Origin of the sequence: Shewanella sp. SW32 (genome assembly GCF_025653365.1) — a bacterium.
GTDB classification, from domain to species: Bacteria; Pseudomonadota; Gammaproteobacteria; order Enterobacterales; family Shewanellaceae; genus Shewanella; species Shewanella oncorhynchi.
The window spans coordinates 1-23,159 of the sequence record NZ_JAKKSJ010000041.1 but is presented as its reverse complement, the minus strand read 5'-3'; the positions used below and the strand labels follow the sequence as shown (position 1 = coordinate 23,159).

Genomic DNA, 23,159 nt, shown 5'->3' with positions numbered 1-23,159 from the left:
CGTTACCTTTGTTCTTTATTCACTTGGCTAGCGAGTTGGCTTAACACCTGATCCTTAGTGAGCCAGAGTTGATTTAGCTGCTCTTGGAAGCCAATTTTAAAATCGCGGTCATTCATATAATCGCCACGCATCGCAGGATCAATATCTGAGACCTTGATGTGTACTTTAACGCTTGGTAACTTGCCTGTCAGGTAGTCCCAATAGCTAGGCACTGTGTCTGGGTAGTAAATGGAGACATCGACTAGCTTGTGGATCTGTTCACCCATGGCCGATAGCGCGAAGGCCATGCCGCCCGCTTTGGGTTTTAACAAATGTTGGAACTGTGAGTTCTGCTTTTGATGTTTAGCTTTGCTGAAGCGCGTGCCTTCGACAAAGTTCATCACACTTACCGGTTTAGCCTTGAACTTAGCACAGGCTTTACGAGTAATTTCAATGTCTTTTCCCTTTAGCTTAGGATTTTTACGCAACTGTGCCGTGCTGTAACGGCGCATAAAAGGAAAATCGAGCGCCCACCAAGCTAAGCCTAAAATCGGCACAAAAATCAGTTCTTGCTTGAGGAAAAACTTCAAGAAAGGGATTTTTCGGTTAAAAACCCGCTGCAGGATCAGGATATCCACCCAAGACTGGTGATTGGCAATCACCATATACCACTCTTTAGTGGAAAAGTCGGTGTCACCACTCAGTTCTATCTTAACCGGATGCAAGCAGCGCTCAATTACACCATTTACGCTGATCCAAGCGCTGGCACAAAAGTCGAGCACATGGCTCGTCGCAGTCCTTAATGGACTGATAGGTATCAGTTTTATAAAACTGATCAACACGATTGGGATAGTCCAAAAGACGGTATTTATAACGTAGCCTAAAAATGCGATACAGCCTTTTATCTGTGAAAACAGCGTTCCCATCCGAGCCCCCTGACAAAAATTGGAGGCCTATGTTACTCGGTGTCGACGTTTGGCTCAATCTTAGGCACTGCTGGTCGGTGCATTTGTTAACATTTGTTCCCGCGAAAACTCAATATTGCTGGGATAAGCGGGCGAGTAATCTATCCATAGCGCGATAACCCAGTGCTTGGGCAATATGGCGGCGTTCTGTGTTAGGCACTTGTTCCAGATCGGCAATAGTGCGCGCGACTCTTTGTATACGATGAAAGCTGCGAACCGAGAGGCCAAGCTTTACCACGCTTTGTTCCAAAAACACTAAATCAGCGTCACTGAGTCCGCTAAAGCGTTTCAATTGTTTCCCTGTGAGTTCACTATTGAGCACGCCAGCGCGGGCGAGTTGCAGCTCACGCGCCAGTTTGACCCGCTTGGCGATATCTTGGCTGGTTTCTGTTTGCGGCGCGGCTTGAGTCAAGGTACCCGCGGGGAGTTTGGGGACTTCAATGGTTAAATCGAAGCGGTCGAGAAATGGGCCTGAAAGCCTTGAGAGATAACGTTGAATCTGTTCGGGGCTCGATCTGTGTTGGCTATCAATATCACCGCTCGGGCTGGGATTCATTGCCGCGATCAATTGGAAGCGACTCAAAAATGTCAGCTTAGCGGCTGCGCGGGAAATCACCACTTCGCCGGTTTCCATCGGCTCGCGCAGGCAATCTAAGACTTTCCGAGGAAATTCGGCAACTTCATCTAAAAACAGCACGCCACGGTGGGCGAGGGAAATTTCACCGGGTTTTGGAATACTGCCACCGCCCACGAGGGATATCGATGAACTTGTGTGGTGTGGCGAGCGAAAGGGTCGCTGCAAAAAATGCTGCGGCTTAATGTCGAGTCCGGCAACGGAATGAATCGCCGCCACTTCTAATGCTTCCTCATAATTAAGCGCGGGCAATAGCGCCATCATGCGGCTGGCAAGCATGGTTTTGCCCGTACCTGGCGGGCCAAGCATCAGGAGGTTATGGTTCCCCGCAGCGGCAATTTCGAGTGCTTGCTTGGCCTGATATTGGCCAATCACATCGCTCAGGCAAGTATGGGACTCGGGCGTCTCTTGGCTTATCCATTCTAATTGTGGCGCTAACGTCGGCAGTTGGTTTTGCCCCTGTAAATAAGCGGCCAGACTCAGCAGGTGCGAGCCAAACAACACATTGGGATAGCCGACTAACTCGGCATCGTGGCGATTATCCAGCGGCAATATCAAGGTATGGTCTTGGCGCTTTGCGGCGATAATCGCCGGTAATAATCCTTGGCAATAACGTATGTGCCCAGACAATGCCAGTTCACCGACAAACTCGAGATTTTTTAGGCTATTAAGGGGGATTTGTTCTGATGCGGCCAATATGCCCACTGCGATGGGCAAATCGTAGCGACCACCTTGTTTAGGTAAATCTGCAGGCGCGAGGTTAACGGTTATCCGCCGCATCGGAAACTCAAATCCCCCATTAATCAGCGCACTGCGTACCCGCTCGCGGGCTTCTTTCACCGACGCTTCGGGTAATCCCACTAGATTAAATGCCGGTAAGCCATTGCTCAGATGCACCTCAACTGTGACTTGGGGCGCTTCGACCCCACAACTGGCTCGGGTATTGACGCAGGCAATCGCCATAAACAAATCCTTTTGTTGTTCATTTCGCACAGAATTTGAGTGTAGCAGTAATTGACGTTAGGGGTTTTCGATTAACTTGGTCATTCTCCTCATCAGTAAGCTGCTGAATCTGGCTATACCGTTCCCGTGATAGCTTTGGCAAATTGCCATATTGGACGATAGCAAATAGTTGATAGAAATGATAAAAAGCAAACATTGGAGTCCTGAGGTCAATATGGATATGTTGTTAGCAGAAAATTCCCCCATTCGTCAGCAGCTGCTAGAGCAAAAGCTGGCGCAGTTTAAAGACCCGCATCTTGCCCATACGCTTTCGGCATTTATTCGAAGTAGTGTCGATCTCTATCCCTGTGCAATCGAAGACTATGTCCAGTTAGGTAATAGCCGACTGGGTGGATTGCCGGATTTGCCTGTTGGCATGGATTATCCGGTGACTTTGGTCGGAAGGGAGGAGATGTTGGATGGCTATGTTGAGAGCTTTGGCCATACCCGCGAGTTTATTAATGAGCATTGGCGGGAGGACTGGCAGGACGATTGGGAGACAGATGAGGCGCATCTTTGGGACTGGGACGAGGCGGCGCAGGCCTTCCGTGTGCCCATGCAATTTATTGCACAGCTCAACTGTAGCGACCTAAAGGCGTTTCAATCTTATTTACCTCGAGAAGGGCGATTGTTGTTCTTTTTGGAGCGCTGGCGATTCTCGGAAATGCTTCGCGGCCATGTCTATTATGTCGCTGAGGATCAGCAGCTTAACTCTGGGGAAGCGATTGCCGAACTTAAGTTCGACGATGCGGTATGTGCAAACTATGAGTATGAGGCGGCTTATCAACTTCAGGGGATTGCCAGCATTAAGATGATAGCCCCTGACATGATTAATAGTGACAACCCGCATTTAGTAAAGTTAGCCAAGGCACGTTTACAAGCGCTACCAGAACCGCAACAAGCTATGGTGCTGGAGGCTCTAGCGGTTGTGGATGATGAATTGGCACCAGAGTGGCAAGATCAGCTCAAGGGCTATGAGCTGATACAATTGAATGAGCACGGGTTCATCCCTGGCCAGATTCTCACTCAATCGCAATGGGCTAATACCGAGTGGCAGCCATCCAGCTTGCAGTCATTGCTGGTCCCCGAGCAGCCGCTGCCGTATTACAATGGTATCGCCAGCATTAATGGCCATGGCGATAGTCGCTATAAAGCCCCCGAACTCCACGCTGCGGCTGAGTTAGGCGGCAATGCCGAAGATTATCTAGTACTGTTCAAAGTCGTCTATAGTGAGCACTCCATGCAGTTGAATTTTATTATCCACCAAGCGGATTTAGCGCTAGGCAAATTCGATCGCATTTACTGCATATATGATTATTAGTTCATCGAAAGGTTGGCTACAGCCAACCTTTTTGCTGGGCGATACGGGCTACACAGCACTTGGAGTATATCGAGACGATTGAAGATGTATGTTGCGACCGATTAAAAGAAGAGTCGCAAGCACAATTTAGTGCCTTTGAATGAATATGAGTTATAAAGGATTGATTCTGGGAGAAATGATTACCACTGAATAGATTGAGTGCTTGATAGTTATATTTAATTATTTCAATCAGTTAATGGAGATTAGTCAACCTATGCCATTATATGAGGGCATCGTTGCACAGTCTCAGTTGGTTGACCCTCCACTGAAAATCATGGTTCCCCTTCCAACGACCTTGATTCAACTTGACCGCTAGGCTGCATTAACGTCTGAGTTCTAACTTGTATTCCTTTTAAGTTCCCGTCATTTTCTCCGTGGTTAGGTCGCAAGACTGACCATAAGGCCGCCACTTACATCCCCATAAACATTCTGCTACAGAGCCACTCGAACTCCTTATACAGACAGGGTGTCGGAATAAATAGTCAGCATATAAAGTATACTTTGTATCATTTTGTGGTTTAATCGAAACATCTGCTGCCGATTTTAGCAACATTTTGGGCGGCGATGCGGTAACAAGGTTGTGAATCGATAATAATAAAGTGACCTCTTGTGAAGGATGACATTTGAGGGAACATGGTCGAGGAGAACTCGCCTATGCGTTCGTGGATGTTAGCGTGTGTGTTTATCTGTACTGCGGGTTTTGGTGGGGCAGCATGGGCAAAACTCGATGTGGTTTTCTTTAATCCTGGGGCTGTCGATGACAGTTTTTGGGGAGATGTCGACCAATTGATGTTGGCGGCATCGACGACACTCGATATTAAACTCGATATCATTCATTCCGATCGCAATCACTTCAAGATGATCACCCAACTCGATGAGTTGTTAGCTTCTGCAAAGGCGTTACCTAATTACGTTATTCTGGTTAATGAAAAACAATCCGCGATAAAAATGCTGCAGGCGCTTTATCCTCACCCTGTCTATGTGCAATTGATTTTAAATGATATTTCCCCTGGTGAGCGTGATGCCTTGCTGCAAGATCCCCATTGGCAAGAATATCTGTTACCTGCCATTATTCCCGATAATTACGCTATTGGTTCGGCGACCGCTAAGGCCTTAATGGATGACTTAGAGGGAAAGGCGGCTAAAGTTCTGTTGATTTCGGGCGATAAATCGACGCCTGCTTCAGTGTTACGTACCCAAGGCGCCAGTGACTATTTCTTTATGCAGTCCAATGCCACTCTGACTCAAACGGTTTATGGCCAATGGAGTGAGGCTGTGGCTTATGGGCAAGCGTTAACCCTGCTGAATCGTTATCCTGATCTGAATGTGATTTGGACCGCCAGTGATCGTATGGCGATTGGGGTGCTTAAGGCATTGAAGGAAAAAGGTTTGGTGTCTGGTAAAGATGTATTTGTCGGTACGATCAATACTTCACCTGAGATTTTACAGCTTTGTCGCCAGCACTCTGTGAGTGTTATTGGTGGCGGGCATTTTTTGGTTGGCGCTTTAGGTTTGGTCGAATTGCAATATTATCAGCAGCATAAAAAATATCTCCCCTATGACAATGTTGCCTTGTTCGGTGTTTTGCAACCAGATTCGGCATTTTATCAAATGTTAGTTGCTCGAGATTGGCCACAGATTTTCCAGTCTCAGATTTTGAATAAGTTGCCCCTCAAGGCGTAATAACAGGTGTACATGAAGCATCGTAATCATTCTATTAGCCACAAGATGACGCTGATTATTATTGGGGTGAGCTCGTTTTTTGCTGTGTTAACTATGCTGGTACAGTTGATTTGGAACTATCAGGATAGTATCGATAATGCGACTTCGGATATCCGCGAGTATTCAGAATCTATTTTGCCAAGCGTGGCTAAGTCACTGTGGGACGTCGACCGTAGCTTGTTATCGGATTTGCTCTCTGGACTGGGGATGATGCCACTAGTGTCGAGTGTACATTTAGACAGTATCGATGGCGTCACTATGCATCTGGGTAAACCTTTGTTAACCGATGATGAGTCGCAAACTCTATTTCACTATCCTGTGACCTATCAAGAGCAGTCGATAGCGACTTTGACCGTAGGGTTAGATACCAATCGGCTTTACTACGAGCTGTGGCGGCAGTTGATTTTTATCGTGCTCGGTAATGGGTTAAAGACCCTATTGATGATTTATTTGATTTTGACCTTAGTGCGACTCATGGTGACAGATAGATTGTCGGCATTGGAAGATTTCACTAATAAAATCAATCTTAACTCGTTAAAAAAGTTATCTGTGCCCGAGACGGTAACCGCAAGACCCGATGAAATAGCCCATGTGGCATTGTCACTTAAGGGTATGTATCAAAGGATACGTAATGATTTAGCCATCAATAAACGTCAGCAACGTGCACTGCAACAACAGCAGCATTTATTGTCTGACTTAGTCAAAGAACGAACTAAAGAATTAGATTGGCAGTCGCAGTCGAATCAATTGTTGGCAGAGATTTCGTTGCAATTTTTGAGCATAGATACCTGCAATGTGGATAAAACCTTAACTGAAGTATGCCACAAAATAGGTCAGTTATTTGATGTTGAAAGGGTGAGTCTTCTCGAATTCAATCAGCAGCATGCCTATTACCGCAGCTTTTGGACCAGTGACTTACACGCAAATAAGGTCCAAGTGATTTCGGTAGATAATATTGCTCAACTGGCTAAAAAATTCGAGACGGAATCGACCTTAGTCATTGAGGATCTTGAGGCGTTAAAGGCTTTTTCACCACAGGAATATGAGGTAATGAAATCCGTGGGGATATGTTCGATTGCCGCCTTTGCGATTAAAAATGCTGGGGAGTTATTGGGATTGCTCTCGCTGTCGACTGTGTCGCGGCCATTAAATTGGAACGCCCAGAAAAAGAATATGCTGACCCAATTCGCCTCCGCATTGAACGAGTTACTGCTACGCGAACAGAAAGAGCGTCAGATGATAGTGCTACAACAAGCGCTGGTTGCCGCGAATAGCCAATTAAAGGTGATGGCTGAAACCGATGAGTTAACAGGCTTAGCTAATAGACGACCCTTTGCCGAAAGATTAGCTACTGTGCTACAAGCTAACACTCCAGCGGGATTGTTAATGTTGGATATCGATTATTTCAAATCCTACAACGACACTTATGGTCATCTTGAAGGCGATACTGTGCTCAAGCGGGTGGCTGATGCCTTAGCACAGTGCGATATCCTGCCGCACAATGCTCTATTGGCTCGCATTGGTGGTGAAGAGTTTGCTTTGGTCGTCGAGCAGGTCACGCCAGCACAGTTAACGGCTATTGCTACGCAATTGTGTTATCTCGTTGAGCAACTCAATATTCCCCATCAAGTATCTCCCTTGGCAGTGGTGACGATCAGTATTGGCAGCGTGTTTTTGCCATTAGATAAGATCTCTGGGTTTAAGATGGCCGACGTATTACGCCGCGCCGATGTTTGCCTCTATCGCGCTAAGGATAAAGGTCGCAATAGAGTCGAGGTTGAAGTGATTTAATGGGAGCCGGTTGAAGGTGATGTTACTCTTTCGCCAAGATATCCCAACACGTTGCTGGATTGGCTACTGAGCTTCAAGAGTCTAGGCGCTATGCTGCAAAATTGGAGACATATTCGGTTAGCATCACCACGCTACAGACGTCCTCTATCATGCTAACTAATTGATAACATTTATGTGAAACACAGCTGTAGATAAGTCGCTAAGATAAAAATTACTCAAGGTGAGGTAATATTAGGCGGCAGATGAGATATAATCTGTCGCCTATTGTCGATTTAGCGATGCACTCTGAGTGACATTCATGCTGCCATTCTGGACGTATTTTACGTAACGCAACTAAGCAAAGCCACGACTGCATAGTCAATTCTGTTGGTTTAAATGTACGTTCTAGCAGCTCAATATCAAAGCCACCGCGCTCGGATGTCTAATGCCATCGAGTCGAGTAAAATAATTAAATGCTGTATATTCAGTCGCTTCGACATAAAACATTACTTAAATGATGCAAGTGCATTAGCGCTATGCGTGGGCTGCGAGAGCGGAGTCACGCATAACTCGTGAATTTGCAGATATACTGAGTGCACCCTAAGGATTGTCATCTAAGCGCTCATTCATCTTTGGGGTGAAAGTGGTCAATACAATCTTGTTGTGCAGCGACCAGACAAAGCAAACTTTGCTCAAATACAATGAATTCAACTGACTCGCGAGCAATAAAGCGCGGGTTGGTCCTAGTTAGTCCAGTGTTAAATGAAAGGTGTTACATGAGTCTCTTTGATAACGTGATGATTATATTGTGTCTAATCGGCGCGAGTTGTTTTTTCTCTATGTCAGAAATTGCACTTGCCGCTTCACGTAAAATTCGTTTACGTCAGTTAGCCGATGAGGGCGATGCACGAGCAGAAAAAGTGCTGCAGTTACAAGCTGTTCCCGGTAGCTTTTTTACGGTAGTACAAATTGGTCTTAATGCCGTTGCCATCATGGGCGGTATTGTGGGTGAGTCGGCATTTCGGCCTTACTTCTATCAGTTGCTTTCCCCTTTAGTTGCCGAGCCTTGGCTGAGCCAATTGAGCTTTGTTTTATCCTTCATAACGGTAACCAGCGCCTTTATTTTAGTCGCCGATTTAATGCCAAAACGCATTGCCATGGCGATGCCTGAGCCTGTCGCTTTAGCTGTTGTCGGGCCTATGTCTTTCTGTATTGTGCTATTACGCCCATTAGTATGGTTTTTCAATGGCATGGCGAGTGGTATCTTTAAACTGCTGCAGATCCCAACCGTACGTAACGATGCCATCACCTCCGACGACATTTATGCCGTCATGAATGCCGGTGCCGAAGCTGGGGTGCTAGATCGCGGTGAGCAACAGATGATGGAAAATGTGTTTGAAATGCAAACCGTTTCTGTGACTTCGGCCATGACGGCCCGTGAAAGCTTAGTGTACTTTTTACTGCAAGACAGTGAAGAAGATATCAAGCGTAAAATTTCTGAAGATCCCCATACTAAGTTCCTCGTCTGCGATGGTCAGTTGGATATGATCAAAGGCTTCGTGGATGCGAAAGAATTGCTGATCCGTGTGATCAACGGTGAGAATATCATCTTAAAAGGCAGTAACTTAATCCATACTTCGCTGATCATTCCCGATACGCTGAGCCTGTCAGAAGCGATGGAATACTTTAAAAATAGTCGCGCCGATTTTGCCGTGGTCATGAACGAATACGCCTTAGTGGTGGGGATTGTCACGACTAACGATCTACAGCGCGCCGTAATGGGGGCTTGGTCATTGCACGAGAGCGAAGAGCAGATCATCGCCCGTGATAGCAACTCTTGGTTAGTCGACGGTGTGACGCCTATTACCGACGTAATGCGCGCCTTTGGTATTGAGGAGTTTCCGCATAATCAGAACTACGAAACCATTGCTGGTTTTATGATGTATATGCTGCGTAAAATCCCTAAGCGTACGGATTTCGTGAACTATGCAGGCTATAAATTTGAGGTGGTCGATATCGATTCGTACAAGGTCGATCAGCTATTGGTGACTCGTATCGATCCTATTGATAAGCTCAACTCGCCGGATGTGTAATCCTGTCATCTTGTGTTGATTGCCTTGCGATAGAAATCCTGTGGCAATAGTTAGCACCAGTTTGATAGCAACTGTTCGATAGTGAAGCGGTTCTCTTTAGCTAAGTTTTTAGCTTTTTGAGAGCCGTTTCGGTTTCTATCTCGTTGAAACTCTCACTCGCACTTTTATTTTGTATTACTTTCCCCGTTTAAATCACATCCAAAAACGCATTAACGATGGGATCATCAAGTCGTTTCACTTTGCAGCAGCAACCTAACTCGAACGGTGGAATCGCAACCGGCGACGAGAGCAGCTGAATGCGATCACGCACTGGGCTATTATTGATCACCACTTCGGGGCTCATGCTCACGCCACAACCTAACGCTACCATAGAGGCGATCGCTTCCTGTCCCGAGACTTGGGCGTAAATATTAGGGCTGATGCCCATTTGTTTGAACCAGTTATCGGCGCGGCGCCGTCCTGGGCCGTGATCTGGGATGATAAAGGGCACGCTCGACCAATCTATAGGCGTTTGACTCACTTGTTGCTGTACTGCACAGCGGATCGTCGGTGCGATAATCGACAGCGGCACATCGTCGATTTTGGCAAAGTGTAAGCTGCTGGGGAAAGGATCGGGCAGGGCGGCGATGGCGATATCGGCGCGATTCTGCTGCACTTCTGCTAGCGCGTTGGCTGCATCTCCCGTGGTTAAAGCAATCTCGACGAAGGGATGTTCTTGGCGGAATAAATCCAATAAACCCGGTAAATGACTGTAAGCAGCGGTGACCGAGCAATACAGATTCAGCCGACCGCGCAGCACGTCCTGCTTGAGAACGATACTGTGCTTGAGGGTGCTCCAATGGTTCAAGGTCTGCTCGGCGAATCGCTTAAACTCGTGTCCCGCGTGGGTTAAGGTCACGCTGCGATTATCCCGCTCTAACAACTTAGCGTTTACTTCCTCTTCTAATCTTTGCAGGGCTCGGCTTAAGGTTGATGGGCTCACATGCATCTGCTCCGCCGTCTTGGCGAAGTGCAAACTGTCACATAAGTGCAGGTACAATTTGAGGGTACGAATATCCATAACTTATCCTGTTTAGCCTGAGCTTGAGTGCTGCATATTGCCGCCGATGTTGCTGCCAGTGTTACTGAGCGTTATTGCGGCTGACGTTGCGAATAATGCAATATGAAGTTCCGAATATATCATTTTAAGCAATGATAAGCATGGGTTATAGTGATTTCAATCACAACCAAGTCGTAACATTATGTTAGTTTGGTTGCGTCCAAAATTTCTGACTTATAGGTGGTATATCAGATGGCTAACTATTTTAACTCTCTGAATTTACGTCAACAATTAGCACAGCTTGGCCAATGTCGTTTCATGGATCGTTCTGAGTTTAGCGACGGCTGTAACTACATCAAAGATTGGAATATTGTTATTTTAGGTTGTGGTGCTCAAGGTCTTAACCAAGGCTTGAACATGCGTGATTCGGGTCTGAATATCTCTTTTGCCCTGCGTCCTGAAGCGATTGAACAGAAACGTGCCTCATGGCAAAAAGCAACCGATAACGGTTTCCGTGTCGGTACCTTTGAAGAATTAATCCCCGCGGCGGATCTGGTCCTTAATCTGACGCCGGACAAACAGCATTCAAACGTAGTTAACGCGGTTATGCCACTGATGAAGCAAGGCTCTACCTTGTCTTACTCACACGGCTTCAACATTGTTGAAGAGGGTATGCAAGTTCGTTCCGATATCACTGTGGTGATGGTTGCGCCTAAGTGCCCAGGTACTGAAGTGCGTGAAGAATACAAACGTGGTTTTGGTGTGCCTACCCTTATCGCAGTTCACCCTGAAAACGATCCAAACGGTGATGGCTTAGAGATTGCTAAAGCCTACGCTAGCGCAACGGGTGGAGACAGGGCCGGTGTTTTACTGTCGTCTTTCATCGCAGAAGTGAAGTCGGATCTGATGGGCGAGCAGACCATTCTGTGCGGTATGTTGCAGACGGGTGCCATCTTAGGTTACGAGAAAATGATCGCCGATGGCGTTGAGCCAGGCTATGCGGCCAAGCTTATCCAGCAAGGTTGGGAAACGGTCACTGAAGCGCTGAAACACGGCGGCATCACTAACATGATGGACCGTTTGTCTAATCCAGCCAAGATTAAAGCATTTGAAATTGCAGAAGATTTAAAAGAAATTCTGCAACCGTTATTTGAAAAGCACATGGATGACATCATCAGCGGCGAATTCTCACGCACTATGATGGAAGACTGGGCGAACGATGATGCGAACTTGCTGCGTTGGAGAGCGGAAACTGGCGAAACAGGTTTCGAAAATGCGCCCGTATCGAGTGAGCATATCGACGAACAAACCTATTTCGACAAAGGTATTTTCCTTGTTGCTATGATCAAAGCGGGTGTGGAACTGGCGTTCGATACCATGGTGTCTGCGGGTATTGTGGAAGAGTCGGCCTATTACGAGTCACTGCACGAAACCCCACTGATCGCTAACACGATTGCCCGTAAGCGCTTATACGAAATGAACGTAGTGATTTCAGACACAGCTGAATACGGTTGCTATCTGTTCAATCACGCAGCCGTACCTATGCTGCGCGACTATGTTAATGCCATGTCATCTGAGTATTTAGGTGCTGGCCTGAAAGACTGCGCAACCGGTGTCGACAACCTAACGCTCATCGCTGTTAACGAAGCGATTCGTGAAACGGCAGTGGAATATGTTGGCGCTGAGCTTCGCGGTTACATGACTGATATGAAGAGCATTGTTGAGGCTTAAGTGATAGTGAGTTAAGCCCAGCATTGGGGGAGAGGGTTGAGACTCAAAGGACTTGGGTCTCAACTCAGTTCCCAAGCAAGCTCAAGATAGTGAAACGCGCATCTTGAGCTTGCTTAGTGATAAATCAGTTAGTGAGAAACAAATTTTTTCCTGTTCAGTGGGTTGTCGAGCGGGCAAAAACGACACAGTTAGTGAGTCTATCGTTCAGTAGGTGAATCGCGCCGACTGAGGCTCAACAGTTAACGTTTTACTTTGTTGTTTTGCATTGTCTCGGCAGGGAAGCTGAATTTTTTTTGACAAAAGATATTTTTTATTGTGTTTGGCCGTTGCTTTATGGTAAAGCTAATAGCTCGCGCTAGGGCAAAGCCCAAAGCGATACTAACTTTCATGCAATATCCCAATTTTAGAAACACCGATTAGGAATCCATATTGATGTTTAACCAAGCTGCCAAGCTCATTCTCGTGATTATTACCGTCGTGATTATTAAATCACAGCGGGGGCGGCGCATGGCGAACTGATAGACCTAAAAGGTTAAAAGTTTCGAAAGAACCCCCCGCTCCGAAAGGACCGGGGGGTTCTTCGTTTCAGGGCCTAGAGTAAGGTTCTAAGCTTCGAAAGAGTAAAAAATTAGCGTCGATTTTCGGCAATTCAGGACTAACGTAGCGAGAGAGAATATGGAACCAGGGCAGATGATCAGAGGCGCAGACGCGGTAATCAAAGTGTTAGCAGCACATGGAGTCACCACAGTGTTTGGTTACCCAGGTGGTGCCATTATGCCAATATACGATGCCCTCTATGGAAGCCCTGTTGAACATCTGCTCAGCCGTCACGAACAAGGCGCCGCCTTTGCGGCCGTAGGATACGCAAGAGCCAGCGGTAAAACCGGCGTGTGCTTTGCGACCTCAGGCCCAGGCGCGACTAACCTGATCACTTCCTTAGCCGACGCGCTGTTAGATTCAGTGCCTATCGTGGCCATCACAGGCCAAGTCTCCACCGCCGTTATCGGCACCGACGCCTTTCAAGAAATCGACGTGCTGGGCATGTCACTGAGCTGCACTAAGCACAGTTTTATGGTGACAAACATCAACGATCTTATCCCAACCTTGTATCAAGCTTTTGAGATCGCCGCATCCGGCCGCCCTGGTCCTGTGTTGGTCGATATCCCGAAGGATATCCAACTCGCTCACCTCGAATACCGTACACCTTTGCTGGCCGTCATGAACGAACCCCAAGCCGAGATGAGTGATATCGAGGCTGCCCGTGCGCTGTTGGCAGAAGCGAAACAACCTATGTTGTATGTCGGTGGCGGTGTGGGCATGGCGGGCGCGGTCGATCAACTGCGTGAGTTTATCAAAGTAACGGGTATACCTTCGGTCGCGACCTTGAAAGGGCTTGGCAGTATCGCCCACGGCACGCCAGGTTACTTAGGCATGTTAGGCATGCATGGTGGCAAAGCGGCTAACTTAGCGGTACAGGATTGTGATTTGCTGATCGTGGTTGGCGCCCGTTTCGACGACAGAGTCACCGGCCGTTTAGCGAGCTTTGCCGACAAGGCCAAAGTGATCCATTTAGACATAGACGCCGCTGAGCTGGGCAAGTTACGTATGCCAGAGGTGGCAATCGCCGGTGACTTACGCCAAATCCTCCCCGCCTTAGCCATGTCGATGAACATTACGCCTTGGCAGGCTGAGGTGGAGCATTTATCCCGTAAGCATCAATGGGATTATCAACACCCCGGCAGTTTGATCTATGCGCCTGCGCTGCTGCGCCGTTTAGCCAATAAATTACCCGAAGACAATGTTGTTTGTTGCGATGTGGGCCAGCACCAAATGTGGGTGGCCCAGCATATGTGGTTCCGCCGTCCAGAAGATCACCTGTCCAGCGCTGGCTTAGGCACTATGGGCTTTGGCTTACCCGCCGCCATTGGTGCGCAAGTGGCGCGTCCCGATGCGACTGTGGTGACTGTCTCTGGTGATGGTTCTTTTATGATGAATGTGCAGGAGCTGACCACCATCAAACGCCGTAAGTTGCCGGTGAAGATAGTGCTGATCGACAATCAAAAACTCGGCATGGTGAAGCAGTGGCAACAGCTATTCTTTGAAGAGCGTTACAGCGAAACGGATTTATCTGATAACCCAGATTTTGTGTTATTGGCCTCCGCCTTTGATATCCCCGGCCGGACGATTTTTTCTTCCGACGAAGTGGAAGAAGCCTTAACCGAAATGTTAGCGGCTAAGGGCCCGTATTTGTTACACGTTGCAATCGACGATGCTTTTAACGTTTGGCCACTGGTGCCCCCCGGCGCATCAAACAGCGATATGATGGACGAAATGGAGAAACAAACATGATCCACTCTCTGGAATTAACGGTTCAACAACGCCCCGAAGTGCTTGAGCGTGTTTTGCGCGTGACTCGCCATCGAGGCTTTACGATTACCCAAATGCAGATGCGTATGAATGACGATGCGAGCCTGTCGCTGGATATGGAGGTCGATAGCGAACGTGCCATCGAACTGTTAAGTAATCAGTTGAATAAACTGATTGATGTGACCCAGTGTAAGGTATTGTTACCGCTGAGCTTGCAACAAACGGCGAATGCTTAAGCATTCGCCATGTGAATTAAGAATACGATTTTCGATTTGAGATAAAGGATACAGTCAATGCCAAAGTTACGATCAGCTACCAGTACCGAAGGCCGCAATATGGCGGGTGCCCGTGCGCTATGGCGCGCCACAGGGGTGAAAGACAATGATTTTGGTAAGCCAATTATCGCCATTGCTAACTCCTTTACTCAGTTTGTACCGGGTCATGTGCACTTAAAAGACATGGGGTCACTGGTGGCGAGCGCCATCGAAGAAGCGGGCGGTATCGCCAAAGAATTCAATACGATCGCCGTCGATGACGGTATCGCCATGGGCCACGGCGGTATGCTCTATAGTCTGCCATCACGTGAGCTTATCGCCGACAGTGTGGAATACATGGTTAACGCCCACTGCGCCGATGCTTTAGTCTGTATCTCCAACTGCGACAAGATCACCCCCGGCATGTTGATGGCGGCGCTGCGCCTCAATATTCCTGTGGTATTCGTGTCTGGCGGACCGATGGAAGCAGGCAAGACTAAGTTGTCGGATAAACTCATCAAGCTCGACTTAGTCGATGCCATGATAGCCGGCGCCGATTCGAACGTGAGCGATGAAGACAGTGCCAAAATTGAGCGTAGCGCGTGCCCAACCTGCGGCTCTTGCTCTGGCATGTTTACCGCTAACTCAATGAACTGTTTAACCGAAGCCCTAGGGTTATCGCTGCCGGGTAACGGTTCTATGCTGGCAACCCACGCCGATCGTCGCGAGCTGTTTTTGGAAGCGGGTCGCCGGGTGATGGCGCTGGCAAAACGTTATTATCATCAAGATGATGAATCGGCATTGCCACGCAATATCGCTAACTTTAAAGCCTTCGAAAATGCCATGACCTTAGATATCGCCATGGGCGGTTCATCTAATACCGTATTGCATTTATTGGCCGCCGCGCAGGAAGCCGATGTCGATTTTACCATGGCGGATATCGACCGTATGTCGCGCCTGGTGCCACACCTTTGTAAGGTTGCGCCCTCGACGCCTAAATACCATATGGAAGACGTGCACCGTGCGGGCGGCGTGATGGGGATTTTAGGTGAGCTAGACAGAGCCGGATTACTGCATACCGATGTGTTCCATGTGGCGGCCGATGAAGGTGGCAATTTGAAGTCTGTATTGGCGAAATACGATGTGATGCAGACGCAAGATGAAAAAGTAAAACATTTCTTTATGGCGGGACCTGCGGGGATTCCGACCACTAAAGCCTTTAGCCAAGATTGTCGCTGGCCGTCACTGGATAATGACAGACAAGAAGGCTGTATCCGTAGCCGCGAGTTTGCCTTCAGCCAAGAGGGCGGTCTTGCCGTATTGTCGGGTAATGTGGCCGAAAACGGCTGTATCGTTAAAACGGCGGGCGTAGATGAATCTAATCTGACCTTCATCGGCTCGGCGCGCGTTTATGAAAGCCAAGATGATGCAGTGGCGGGCATTTTAGGCGGTGAAGTGGTGGCGGGCGACGTGGTTGTTATCCGTTACGAAGGCCCGAAAGGTGGCCCAGGTATGCAAGAAATGTTGTACCCAACCAGTTACTTAAAATCACGCGGGCTAGGCAAGGCCTGCGCGCTGATCACCGACGGTCGTTTCTCCGGTGGCACTTCAGGTTTATCGATTGGCCACGTCTCACCCGAAGCGGCAGCTGGCGGCACTATCGCCTTGATTGAAAATGGCGATCGCATCGAAATTGATATACCCAAGCGCAGCATCAAGCTGGCGTTAAGCGATGCTGAACTCAATGCTCGCCGCGAAAAAATGCACAGTCTTGGCCCAATGGCGTGGAAACCTATTGGTCGCCAGCGTTATGTGTCACTCGCGCTTAAGGCCTACGCCATGCTCGCCACCAGTGCCGACAAGGGCGCGGTGCGCGATCGCAGTAAACTGGAGGACTAATTATGTTTACTGCATCTATGTTGCCACTTGCATCGCAAACTCAGGCGGATTTAGCCCATTTTCAGTTGGCACAAAGCTATCTGCAAAAAATCCTGTTGTCATCTGTGTATGACATAGCGAAAGTGACGCCGCTTTCAAGCATGAACAAGTTATCGGCGCGTTTAGGTTGTCAGGTATTTTTGAAGCGCGAAGATATGCAGCCAGTGCATTCCTTCAAGTTACGCGGTGCCTATAACCGTATCGCCCAGCTGACGAAAGAAGAATGCCAGCGCGGCGTGGTGTGCGCTTCGGCAGGCAATCATGCTCAGGGTGTGGCTATGTCAGCGGCGAGTCGCGGTGTGGATGCTGTGATTGTGATGCCTGAGACGACGCCCGATATTAAAGTCGATGCGGTGCGCCGTTTAGGTGGCAACGTGGTATTGCACGGCCAAGCCTTCGATCAAGCCAATGGCTTTGCGATGGCGATGGCCAAAGAAGAGGGCCGAGTCTATATCGCGCCCTTCGACGATGAAGCCGTGATCGCAGGCCAAGGCACTATCGCCCAAGAGATGTTGCAGCAGCAGCGCGATCTCGAAGTGGTATTTGTGCCCGTGGGCGGCGGCGGGCTCATCGCGGGGATCGCTGCCTATTACAAGGCGGTGATGCCGCAGGTGAAAATTGTCGGTGTCGAGCCAGAAGACGCGGCCTGTTTAAAGGCAGCGATGGAAGCGGGCGAGCCCGTGACGCTGGCGCAAGTCGGTTTATTTGCCGATGGCGTGGCGGTTAAACGTATCGGCACTGAGCCGTTTCGAGTCGCTAAACTCTATGTCGATGAAGTAGTGACTGTCACTTCGGATGAAATCTGCGCTGCGGTGAAAGATATCTTCGAAGACACCCGTGCGATCGCCGAACCCGCAGGGGCCTTGTCCTTAGCTGGGCTTAAAAAATATGTCAGCGCTAATGCCAGTGGTGATTGCGGCAATGGTGAAAAGGTCGCGGCGATTTTAAGTGGCGCGAATGTGAATTTTCACAGTCTGCGTTATGTGTCTGAACGTTGTGAGCTTGGCGAGCAAAAAGAAGCGGTACTGGCGGTGAAAGTCCCTGAGCGTCCGGGAAGTTTCTTAACATTCTGTGAGTTACTCGATAAGCGGGTGATGACAGAGTTTAACTATCGTTTCAGCAGTCGTGATCTTGCCGTGGTGTTTGCCGGCATTCGCTTAAGCCGAGGCCAAGGTGAGCTAGAACAAATCATTGCCACCTTAGAGGCCAATGGTTTTGAAGTTCAGGATTTATCTGGGGATGAAACCGCGAAATTGCATGTGCGTTATATGGTCGGTGGTCATCCACCAGAGCCTTTAGAGGAGCGTTTGTTTAGCTTCGAGTTCCCTGAACATCCCGGTGCGCTGCTAAAGTTTTTGACCACATTGCAGAGTAAATGGAACATTAGTTTGTTCCATTATCGCAACCACGGCGCGGCCTTTGGCCGAGTGCTAGCGGGATTTGAAGTGCCCGCGAGTGATGCCTTGCCGTTCCAACAGTTTTTAACTGAGCTGGGTTTCGTCTATCAAGAGGAAACTCAAAGTCCTGCCTATCAGCTGTTTTTAAATGCGGGTAACGGCAACAAGGCGTTACAACCTTAGCGCACCATGCGCGTGATAGTTATGTTAGTCATAACTAAGGCTAAAGGAGGAGCGCACAGGCGCTCCTTTTTGTGGTAGTTTTGTAGACTTAATACTCTAGCCGCCGATTAATACGTCACAGTTAAGTCGCTGACTTAATCCGCTGACGATTGGCTAACGAATAATAACTAGACTTCGACCTACACCTACACGCATTAAGGAGACATGATGTTACCAGCACCGCGTTTTACCGCTTTTAATCCTCCTCGCCGTATTTTAATGGGCCCTGGCCCGTCGGATGTTTATCCCGAAGTGCTTGCGGCGCAGTCCAGACCGACGGTCGGTCATTTAGATCCGCTGTTTGTGGGCATGATGGATGAGCTTAAGAGCCTGATCCAATACGCCTTCCAAACTAAAAACGAAATGACCATGGCGGTATCAGCGCCGGGCAGTGCGGGCATGGAAACCTGTTTCGTTAACTTAGTCGAGCCGGGTGAGAAGGTGATTGTCTGCCGTAACGGTGTGTTTGGTGAGCGTATGCGCCAAAACGTCGAGCGTATGGGCGCCATTGCCGTGCTGGTGGACAATGAGTGGGGCACACCTGTTGACCCTGCTGCGGTTGAAGCGGCGCTGAAAGCCAATCCCGATGCCAAATTTTTAGCCTTTGTGCACGCCGAAACTTCTACTGGCGCGCTGTCCGATGCCAAAACTCTGTGCGCATTAGCCAAAACCTATGGTTGCTTGAGCATAGTTGATGCGGTGACTTCCCTTGGCGGTGTCGAGTTAAGGGTCGATGAATGGGGCATAGATGCTATTTATTCCGGCAGTCAAAAGTGCCTTTCCTGTGTACCGGGTTTATCACCTGTGTCTTTCTCACCTGCTGCCGTCGAAAAACTCAAGAATCGCAAGACCCCAGTGCAAAGTTGGTTCCTCGATCAAAGCTTAGTGATGGCCTATTGGACCAGCGCGGGCGGTAAGCGCAGTTACCATCACACTGCGCCCGTTAATGCACTTTATGCACTGCATGAATCCCTGCGTATTTTAGCGGCCGAAGGCTTAGATAATGCGTGGCAACGCCACCACGAAATGCATTTAGTGCTGCGTGCTGGGCTTGAAAAGTTAGGGCTAAACTTTGTGGTGGCCGAAGATTCGCGTCTGCCACAACTTAACGCAGTTTACATCCCCGCTGGTGTCGATGATGCTGCGGTGCGCACTCGTTTGCTGAAGGATTACAACCTCGAAATCGGCGCCGGCCTTGGCGCCCTTGCGGGCAAAGCATGGCGCATTGGCCTCATGGGTTTTGGTGCCCGTCGAGAAAATGTCTCTTTATGCCTCAAGGCATTAGAAGAGGTGTTGAACTAATATGCCAAGATTACGCCTTGCCCTTTGCGGCCTAATGATCGCTTTGCTCAGTGCCTGTTCGGTGAACAATACCAGCAATGCGTCCTGCGATTTTGTACGTGGAACCAACAATAATCAAAGCATGCGCGATGCGAGCGGCCACGATACGGGCAGCGCCGATGAGCGGCAAAAAGATGTCGGTATCGGCTTCTTGAATGTCATCTTCGGCGGCATCAGCCGAGCACTTTCTTCCGATGATTCATCGGATGGAAAGTGTTTGTAACTTAGTTAGTTTTAGTGGTTTTGATTAAACGAAAATCCCCGCAATGCGGGGATTTTTTTATTTTGTTAATAAAGTCACTTTTGGCAGCAGGTGATATTGATTAAGCACTGTCATTCCAGTGACACGCCATGAACTCATCCCTGAGGGCTCGACGGCGGCATCCATGCCGCCAACGGTCACTTCCACGACAGTGCTTAATTCCGTTCAACCCGTGGTATGCCTGATAGTCTGTTATTTGCAATTATGCATTTCGAGAATTAACAACGGGCGGCTCGTTAAAACTCTTCTCGTTAAACTTATTTTCTCCTTTTTAATCGAAAGTTTTTCTTTTGAGGGCATCACTTCTATGCAGAAATATAAACGTGGTAAAGATCTCATTAAAGTAAGGGATATTCATTACGCGCTTCTCAGTAGATGGTTCTTTCTCCTGAAGTTTTCTTTGAATTTCATCGAGAACTTTTAGTATGGATTGAATGATTTCCAAACAGTACCAAGCTGTGTGCGGTAATGCTAACTCTGTATAGATACGCCTGAACTCAACGTCAGCAATTGTTAGTGGATGACCATCAAAATCCATTTGTCCGGTATAAAATCCATTACTGCCATTAATAAACTCTTTGTCTAAACGCTGGTATGTTGTAGCGCAGATCTTTGTTCTTCTACTTTCTGATATTTCCTTAAGGTAAGTTTCGCAAATAATTTGATACCAACCACTAAGCGGGTTTTCATCGCTCTTCTTACTGTTAGTCAATGTATCCAAGTTATAATACCGAGCGCTTAATGCAAACTCGTGTAGATGGTGAATGATCATTTCGTGTATGTAGTCATCTTCCCCAAAAAAACTTCCATCAGCTAAGTTATATTTTTCTCCTATAGATTTTATAGTTTGGTATTGGTCCTTCAATTTATGAGAAAACTTGTTCTTTAAAATATCATTATTTGGTGGCTTCATCTCATTACAAAGCATGTACTCAGTTACATACACAAGCTTCATTAGTCTTTCTAATCCAATAGATAGATGAAAAAATGAAGAATAAAATTTGCCTGGATATACATCATCGAACCCAGCTTGTTTAAGTGTTCTTAATCCATCTGATATTGCGGATTTAGCTAGTAAAGACTCATTGAGTAGTAAACTGAAAGTGGTGCTGTAGATCATAGGTGTTCAATTCCTTTTGTAACTATTTAAATTAAATTTCATCTGTGGTGAATTAGTAACTTATTGTAATTAAATGTTTTAATTTAATTTTTCGATTGTATTAACCATGCAGCAACCACTCTCTCTAGCTCGGTTTTGACCGCTATTAGCGTTGTACTGGGCTTAATCCTGACAACAATTGAACTCGCCCTCGGACGTTTGCTTTGACGTTAGTGAGGATATTATCGAACATACTACACTTCTCTTTTGCTCCCAGAGTCAAAAAATAGAATATGTATATCTTTCCTCATAGTGATTATTCTATATCGATATTCAAAAGCTATGCCTGCTTAAATGTTAACTTTGACCTTAGTATTGGGTTTCGGAGTTCAGACTATCAGGATGCACAATAGTTAACGGGATTAAGCACTGGCATGTAAGTGACCGTCCGTGACAGGGATGTCACGGTCGAGCACACAGGGATGTGCTTGCTGCGCGTCACTGGAATGACAGTGCTTAATCGGAACTCACTAAATATGCACAGGACAATCAGACTTCGCTTTTTGCTAATTGACATATAATGTCATCCCGCTATTATGGCAGCACCTCAGATTACACGAACAAGATCCTATAAATGAAAAAGTTATTTATTATGCTGGCGATGATTTTTGCGGTTAGCTTAGTTACTAGCCCAGTCGTTGAAGCAAAAAAATTCGGCGGTAGTAAATCTATCGGCAAGAGTCACCAAACGGCGCCTGCTCAACCAGCGGCGACTAACACACCGACTACAGCACCAGCGGGAGCGCCGGGCAAAAAAGGTATGATGGGCGGCATGTTAGGCGGTTTATTAGCGGGTGGCTTATTGGCTGCGCTGTTTATGGGCGGTGGTTTTGAAAATATTCAAATCATGGATATTTTGATAATCGGTTTGCTGGCATTCGTACTATTCAAAATCGTCCGTACAGTGATGGCCTCAAAAGCGGGGGCACAGCCAAGACCAGCCTACGCGGGTGCTGGCCAACCCAATCCGAATATGCAGCGCCAACAGACTGAGCAAACAGGTTTTGCCACCAATACAAACAGCGGCAGCAATGGTTTTGGTCAAGCGACAAGCGCAGTTCCTTTCGATTTGCCAGCAGGTTTTGATTTACCAAGCTTTTTGGAAGGCGCTCGTAGTCACTACAAAACCTTGCAATTGGCGTGGAATGAAAACGACTTAAGCAAAATCCAAGAGTATGTTTCGATTGAGCTTTACAATGAACTCAGCAACCAACGCCGCGAGTTAGTTGGCGATCAGCACACTGAAGTGATGTTTTTGGATGCCGAACTCGTCCGCGCCACACACAATGCAAATCTTGCGGAAGTGAGTGTTAAATTTAGCGGCCGCTATCGCGATACCGTTGAAGGCGTAGAAGAGGACATTAAGGAAATCTGGCATTTAGAGCGTAACGTAACGCAAGCCAATTCACCTTGGTTGATCGTTGGTATCGAACAGTAATTTGCCCATCTTCAAAAGCAGCCTTAATCCCTTAAGGCTGCTTTTTATATCCCCCTTTCGTTCAAATCCTGCCTCCCTTAGCAGTTCAACGTTACCTGCCTCCCTTAGCAGTTCAACGTTATTGATAGATTGAAGGATACTGCTGCCATCGCATTGACTATTGTCGGCTGTAAGGCTTTGATGATTTTAAAAAAGTTAATTAGATCATCAATTGCTAAATAAAAAATCCCCGCACTTAGCCTGTCTCTTGATCACATCTTTTGCTCAAGAGACAAGGCTAGCTGGTAACCTTCAAGGATGGTTTGCAGTTTAAACCATCCTTGCCATAACCTTTCCCAGCCCACAATTCCGCTTCGTTTGCTGTCATTCCAGCCCGCGAGTTTTCCTAATCTTAGATAAGCCCAATGCACACTGGGGACTTGTTCGGGCGGTTGGCTTTTTTCCGTCTTTAGCCATAACAACTTCCAGGCCAATGGGCTTAACAGG

Annotated in this window: 17 protein-coding genes and 1 pseudogene; 12 read left to right on the top strand and 6 right to left on the bottom strand. The window is 47.7% G+C overall.

Translation table 11 applies throughout. The features are described 5' to 3' along the window. Positions 1-2: 2 nt before the first annotated feature. Both L5M28_RS19935 and L5M28_RS19930 read right to left on the bottom strand, forming a co-directional pair. Positions 3-905 (bottom strand): acyltransferase, encoded by a 903-nt coding sequence (locus L5M28_RS19935; RefSeq protein WP_063884657.1) that lies wholly within the window; start codon positions 903-905, stop codon positions 3-5. Between the two features lie 109 nt (positions 906-1,014). Continuing rightward, positions 1,015-2,541: a YifB family Mg chelatase-like AAA ATPase gene (locus L5M28_RS19930; protein ID WP_263204246.1), complete on the bottom strand. Its 1,527-nt coding sequence runs from the start codon at positions 2,539-2,541 to the stop codon at positions 1,015-1,017. 214 nt (positions 2,542-2,755) lie between these two features. Between L5M28_RS19930 and L5M28_RS19925 the strand changes: the two genes are divergently transcribed. The 4 genes from L5M28_RS19925 (at position 2,756) to L5M28_RS19910 (ending at position 9,525) form a co-directional block, all read left to right on the top strand. Next, complete coding sequence (locus tag L5M28_RS19925) at positions 2,756-3,901, top strand: YwqG family protein (RefSeq protein WP_263198057.1); 1,146 nt, start codon at positions 2,756-2,758, stop codon at positions 3,899-3,901. 693 nt (positions 3,902-4,594) lie between these two features. Further along, entirely contained in the window at positions 4,595-5,623 is a 1,029-nt protein-coding gene (locus tag L5M28_RS19920) for an ABC transporter substrate-binding protein (RefSeq protein ID WP_173248009.1), read from the top strand. A 45-nt stretch (positions 5,624-5,668) separates the two neighbouring features. Next, entirely contained in the window at positions 5,669-7,453 is a 1,785-nt protein-coding gene (locus L5M28_RS19915; RefSeq protein WP_263204254.1) for a GGDEF domain-containing protein, read from the top strand. 755 nt (positions 7,454-8,208) lie between these two features. Next, complete coding sequence (locus L5M28_RS19910; RefSeq protein WP_105250472.1) at positions 8,209-9,525, top strand: hemolysin family protein; 1,317 nt, start codon at positions 8,209-8,211, stop codon at positions 9,523-9,525. Between the two features lie 187 nt (positions 9,526-9,712). Here the strand turns inward: L5M28_RS19910 and ilvY are convergent, their stop codons facing one another. Beyond that, positions 9,713-10,585 (bottom strand): HTH-type transcriptional activator IlvY, encoded by an 873-nt coding sequence (gene ilvY, locus L5M28_RS19905; RefSeq protein WP_263204245.1) that lies wholly within the window; start codon positions 10,583-10,585, stop codon positions 9,713-9,715. Between the two features lie 231 nt (positions 10,586-10,816). On the opposite strand from ilvY, the gene ilvC reads away from it, so the two are divergent. The 7 genes from ilvC (at position 10,817) to L5M28_RS19870 (ending at position 20,037) form a co-directional block, all read left to right on the top strand. Further along, positions 10,817-12,295 (top strand): ketol-acid reductoisomerase, encoded by a 1,479-nt coding sequence (gene ilvC / locus L5M28_RS19900; protein ID WP_105250470.1) that lies wholly within the window; start codon positions 10,817-10,819, stop codon positions 12,293-12,295. A gap of 675 nt (positions 12,296-12,970) precedes the next feature. Continuing rightward, the gene (gene ilvG / locus L5M28_RS19895; RefSeq protein WP_168825976.1) at positions 12,971-14,644 is read left to right on the top strand and encodes an acetolactate synthase 2 catalytic subunit; all 1,674 of its coding nucleotides are present in this window, start codon (positions 12,971-12,973) and stop codon (positions 14,642-14,644) included. Further along, a complete protein-coding gene (gene ilvM / locus L5M28_RS19890; RefSeq protein ID WP_006083459.1) occupies positions 14,641-14,898 on the top strand; it encodes an acetolactate synthase 2 small subunit in 258 nt (85 codons plus the stop codon). The genes ilvG and ilvM overlap by 4 nt, the downstream gene beginning before the upstream one ends. A 57-nt stretch (positions 14,899-14,955) precedes the next feature. Next, the gene (gene ilvD / locus L5M28_RS19885; protein WP_263201288.1) at positions 14,956-16,815 is read left to right on the top strand and encodes a dihydroxy-acid dehydratase; all 1,860 of its coding nucleotides are present in this window, start codon (positions 14,956-14,958) and stop codon (positions 16,813-16,815) included. A 17-nt stretch (positions 16,816-16,832) separates the two neighbouring features. Next, positions 16,833-18,434, top strand: coding sequence for a threonine ammonia-lyase, biosynthetic (gene ilvA / locus L5M28_RS19880; protein ID WP_263141229.1), 1,602 nt, complete (start codon positions 16,833-16,835; stop codon positions 18,432-18,434). Between the two features lie 207 nt (positions 18,435-18,641). Next, on the top strand, positions 18,642-19,775 hold the full coding sequence (locus L5M28_RS19875) for a pyridoxal-phosphate-dependent aminotransferase family protein (protein WP_263204244.1): 1,134 nt from the start codon (positions 18,642-18,644) through the stop codon (positions 19,773-19,775). Position 19,776: 1 nt separating this feature from the next. Then, positions 19,777-20,037, top strand: a complete 261-nt coding sequence (locus L5M28_RS19870; RefSeq protein ID WP_263204242.1) for a hypothetical protein — start codon at positions 19,777-19,779, stop codon at positions 20,035-20,037. Between the two features lie 57 nt (positions 20,038-20,094). Here the strand turns inward: L5M28_RS19870 and L5M28_RS19865 are convergent, their stop codons facing one another. Then, positions 20,095-20,223 (bottom strand): hypothetical protein, encoded by a 129-nt coding sequence (locus L5M28_RS19865; protein ID WP_012090428.1) that lies wholly within the window; start codon positions 20,221-20,223, stop codon positions 20,095-20,097. A 124-nt stretch (positions 20,224-20,347) separates the two neighbouring features. Further along, positions 20,348-21,196: a hypothetical protein gene (locus L5M28_RS19860; RefSeq protein ID WP_263204241.1), complete on the bottom strand. Its 849-nt coding sequence runs from the start codon at positions 21,194-21,196 to the stop codon at positions 20,348-20,350. A 613-nt stretch (positions 21,197-21,809) separates the two neighbouring features. Between L5M28_RS19860 and L5M28_RS19855 the strand changes: the two genes are divergently transcribed. After that, positions 21,810-22,673: a Tim44 domain-containing protein gene (locus L5M28_RS19855; RefSeq protein ID WP_263204240.1), complete on the top strand. Its 864-nt coding sequence runs from the start codon at positions 21,810-21,812 to the stop codon at positions 22,671-22,673. A 251-nt stretch (positions 22,674-22,924) separates the two neighbouring features. Here L5M28_RS19855 and L5M28_RS19850 read toward each other — a convergent pair. After that, positions 22,925-23,159 (bottom strand): annotated as a pseudogene (locus L5M28_RS19850) (IS4 family transposase); the annotation flags it as partial.

Excerpts from the sequence above, each read along its gene's own strand:
- L5M28_RS19935 (WP_063884657.1), bottom strand. The coding sequence starts at position 905 with ATGGGAACGCTGTTTTCACAGATAAAAGGCTGTATCGCATTTTTAGGC.
- L5M28_RS19930 (WP_263204246.1), bottom strand. The coding sequence starts at position 2,541 with ATGGCGATTGCCTGCGTCAATACCCGAGCCAGTTGTGGGGTCGAAGCG.
- L5M28_RS19925 (WP_263198057.1), top strand. The coding sequence starts at position 2,756 with ATGGATATGTTGTTAGCAGAAAATTCCCCCATTCGTCAGCAGCTGCTA.
- L5M28_RS19920 (WP_173248009.1), top strand. The coding sequence starts at position 4,595 with ATGCGTTCGTGGATGTTAGCGTGTGTGTTTATCTGTACTGCGGGTTTT.
- L5M28_RS19915 (WP_263204254.1), top strand. The coding sequence starts at position 5,669 with ATGACGCTGATTATTATTGGGGTGAGCTCGTTTTTTGCTGTGTTAACT.
- L5M28_RS19910 (WP_105250472.1), top strand. The coding sequence starts at position 8,209 with ATGAGTCTCTTTGATAACGTGATGATTATATTGTGTCTAATCGGCGCG.
- ilvY (WP_263204245.1), bottom strand. The coding sequence starts at position 10,585 with ATGGATATTCGTACCCTCAAATTGTACCTGCACTTATGTGACAGTTTG.
- ilvC (WP_105250470.1), top strand. The coding sequence starts at position 10,817 with ATGGCTAACTATTTTAACTCTCTGAATTTACGTCAACAATTAGCACAG.
- ilvG (WP_168825976.1), top strand. The coding sequence starts at position 12,971 with ATGGAACCAGGGCAGATGATCAGAGGCGCAGACGCGGTAATCAAAGTG.
- ilvM (WP_006083459.1), top strand. The coding sequence starts at position 14,641 with ATGATCCACTCTCTGGAATTAACGGTTCAACAACGCCCCGAAGTGCTT.
- ilvD (WP_263201288.1), top strand. The coding sequence starts at position 14,956 with ATGCCAAAGTTACGATCAGCTACCAGTACCGAAGGCCGCAATATGGCG.
- ilvA (WP_263141229.1), top strand. The coding sequence starts at position 16,833 with ATGTTGCCACTTGCATCGCAAACTCAGGCGGATTTAGCCCATTTTCAG.
- L5M28_RS19875 (WP_263204244.1), top strand. The coding sequence starts at position 18,642 with ATGTTACCAGCACCGCGTTTTACCGCTTTTAATCCTCCTCGCCGTATT.
- L5M28_RS19870 (WP_263204242.1), top strand. The coding sequence starts at position 19,777 with ATGCCAAGATTACGCCTTGCCCTTTGCGGCCTAATGATCGCTTTGCTC.
- L5M28_RS19860 (WP_263204241.1), bottom strand. The coding sequence starts at position 21,196 with ATGATCTACAGCACCACTTTCAGTTTACTACTCAATGAGTCTTTACTA.
- L5M28_RS19855 (WP_263204240.1), top strand. The coding sequence starts at position 21,810 with ATGAAAAAGTTATTTATTATGCTGGCGATGATTTTTGCGGTTAGCTTA.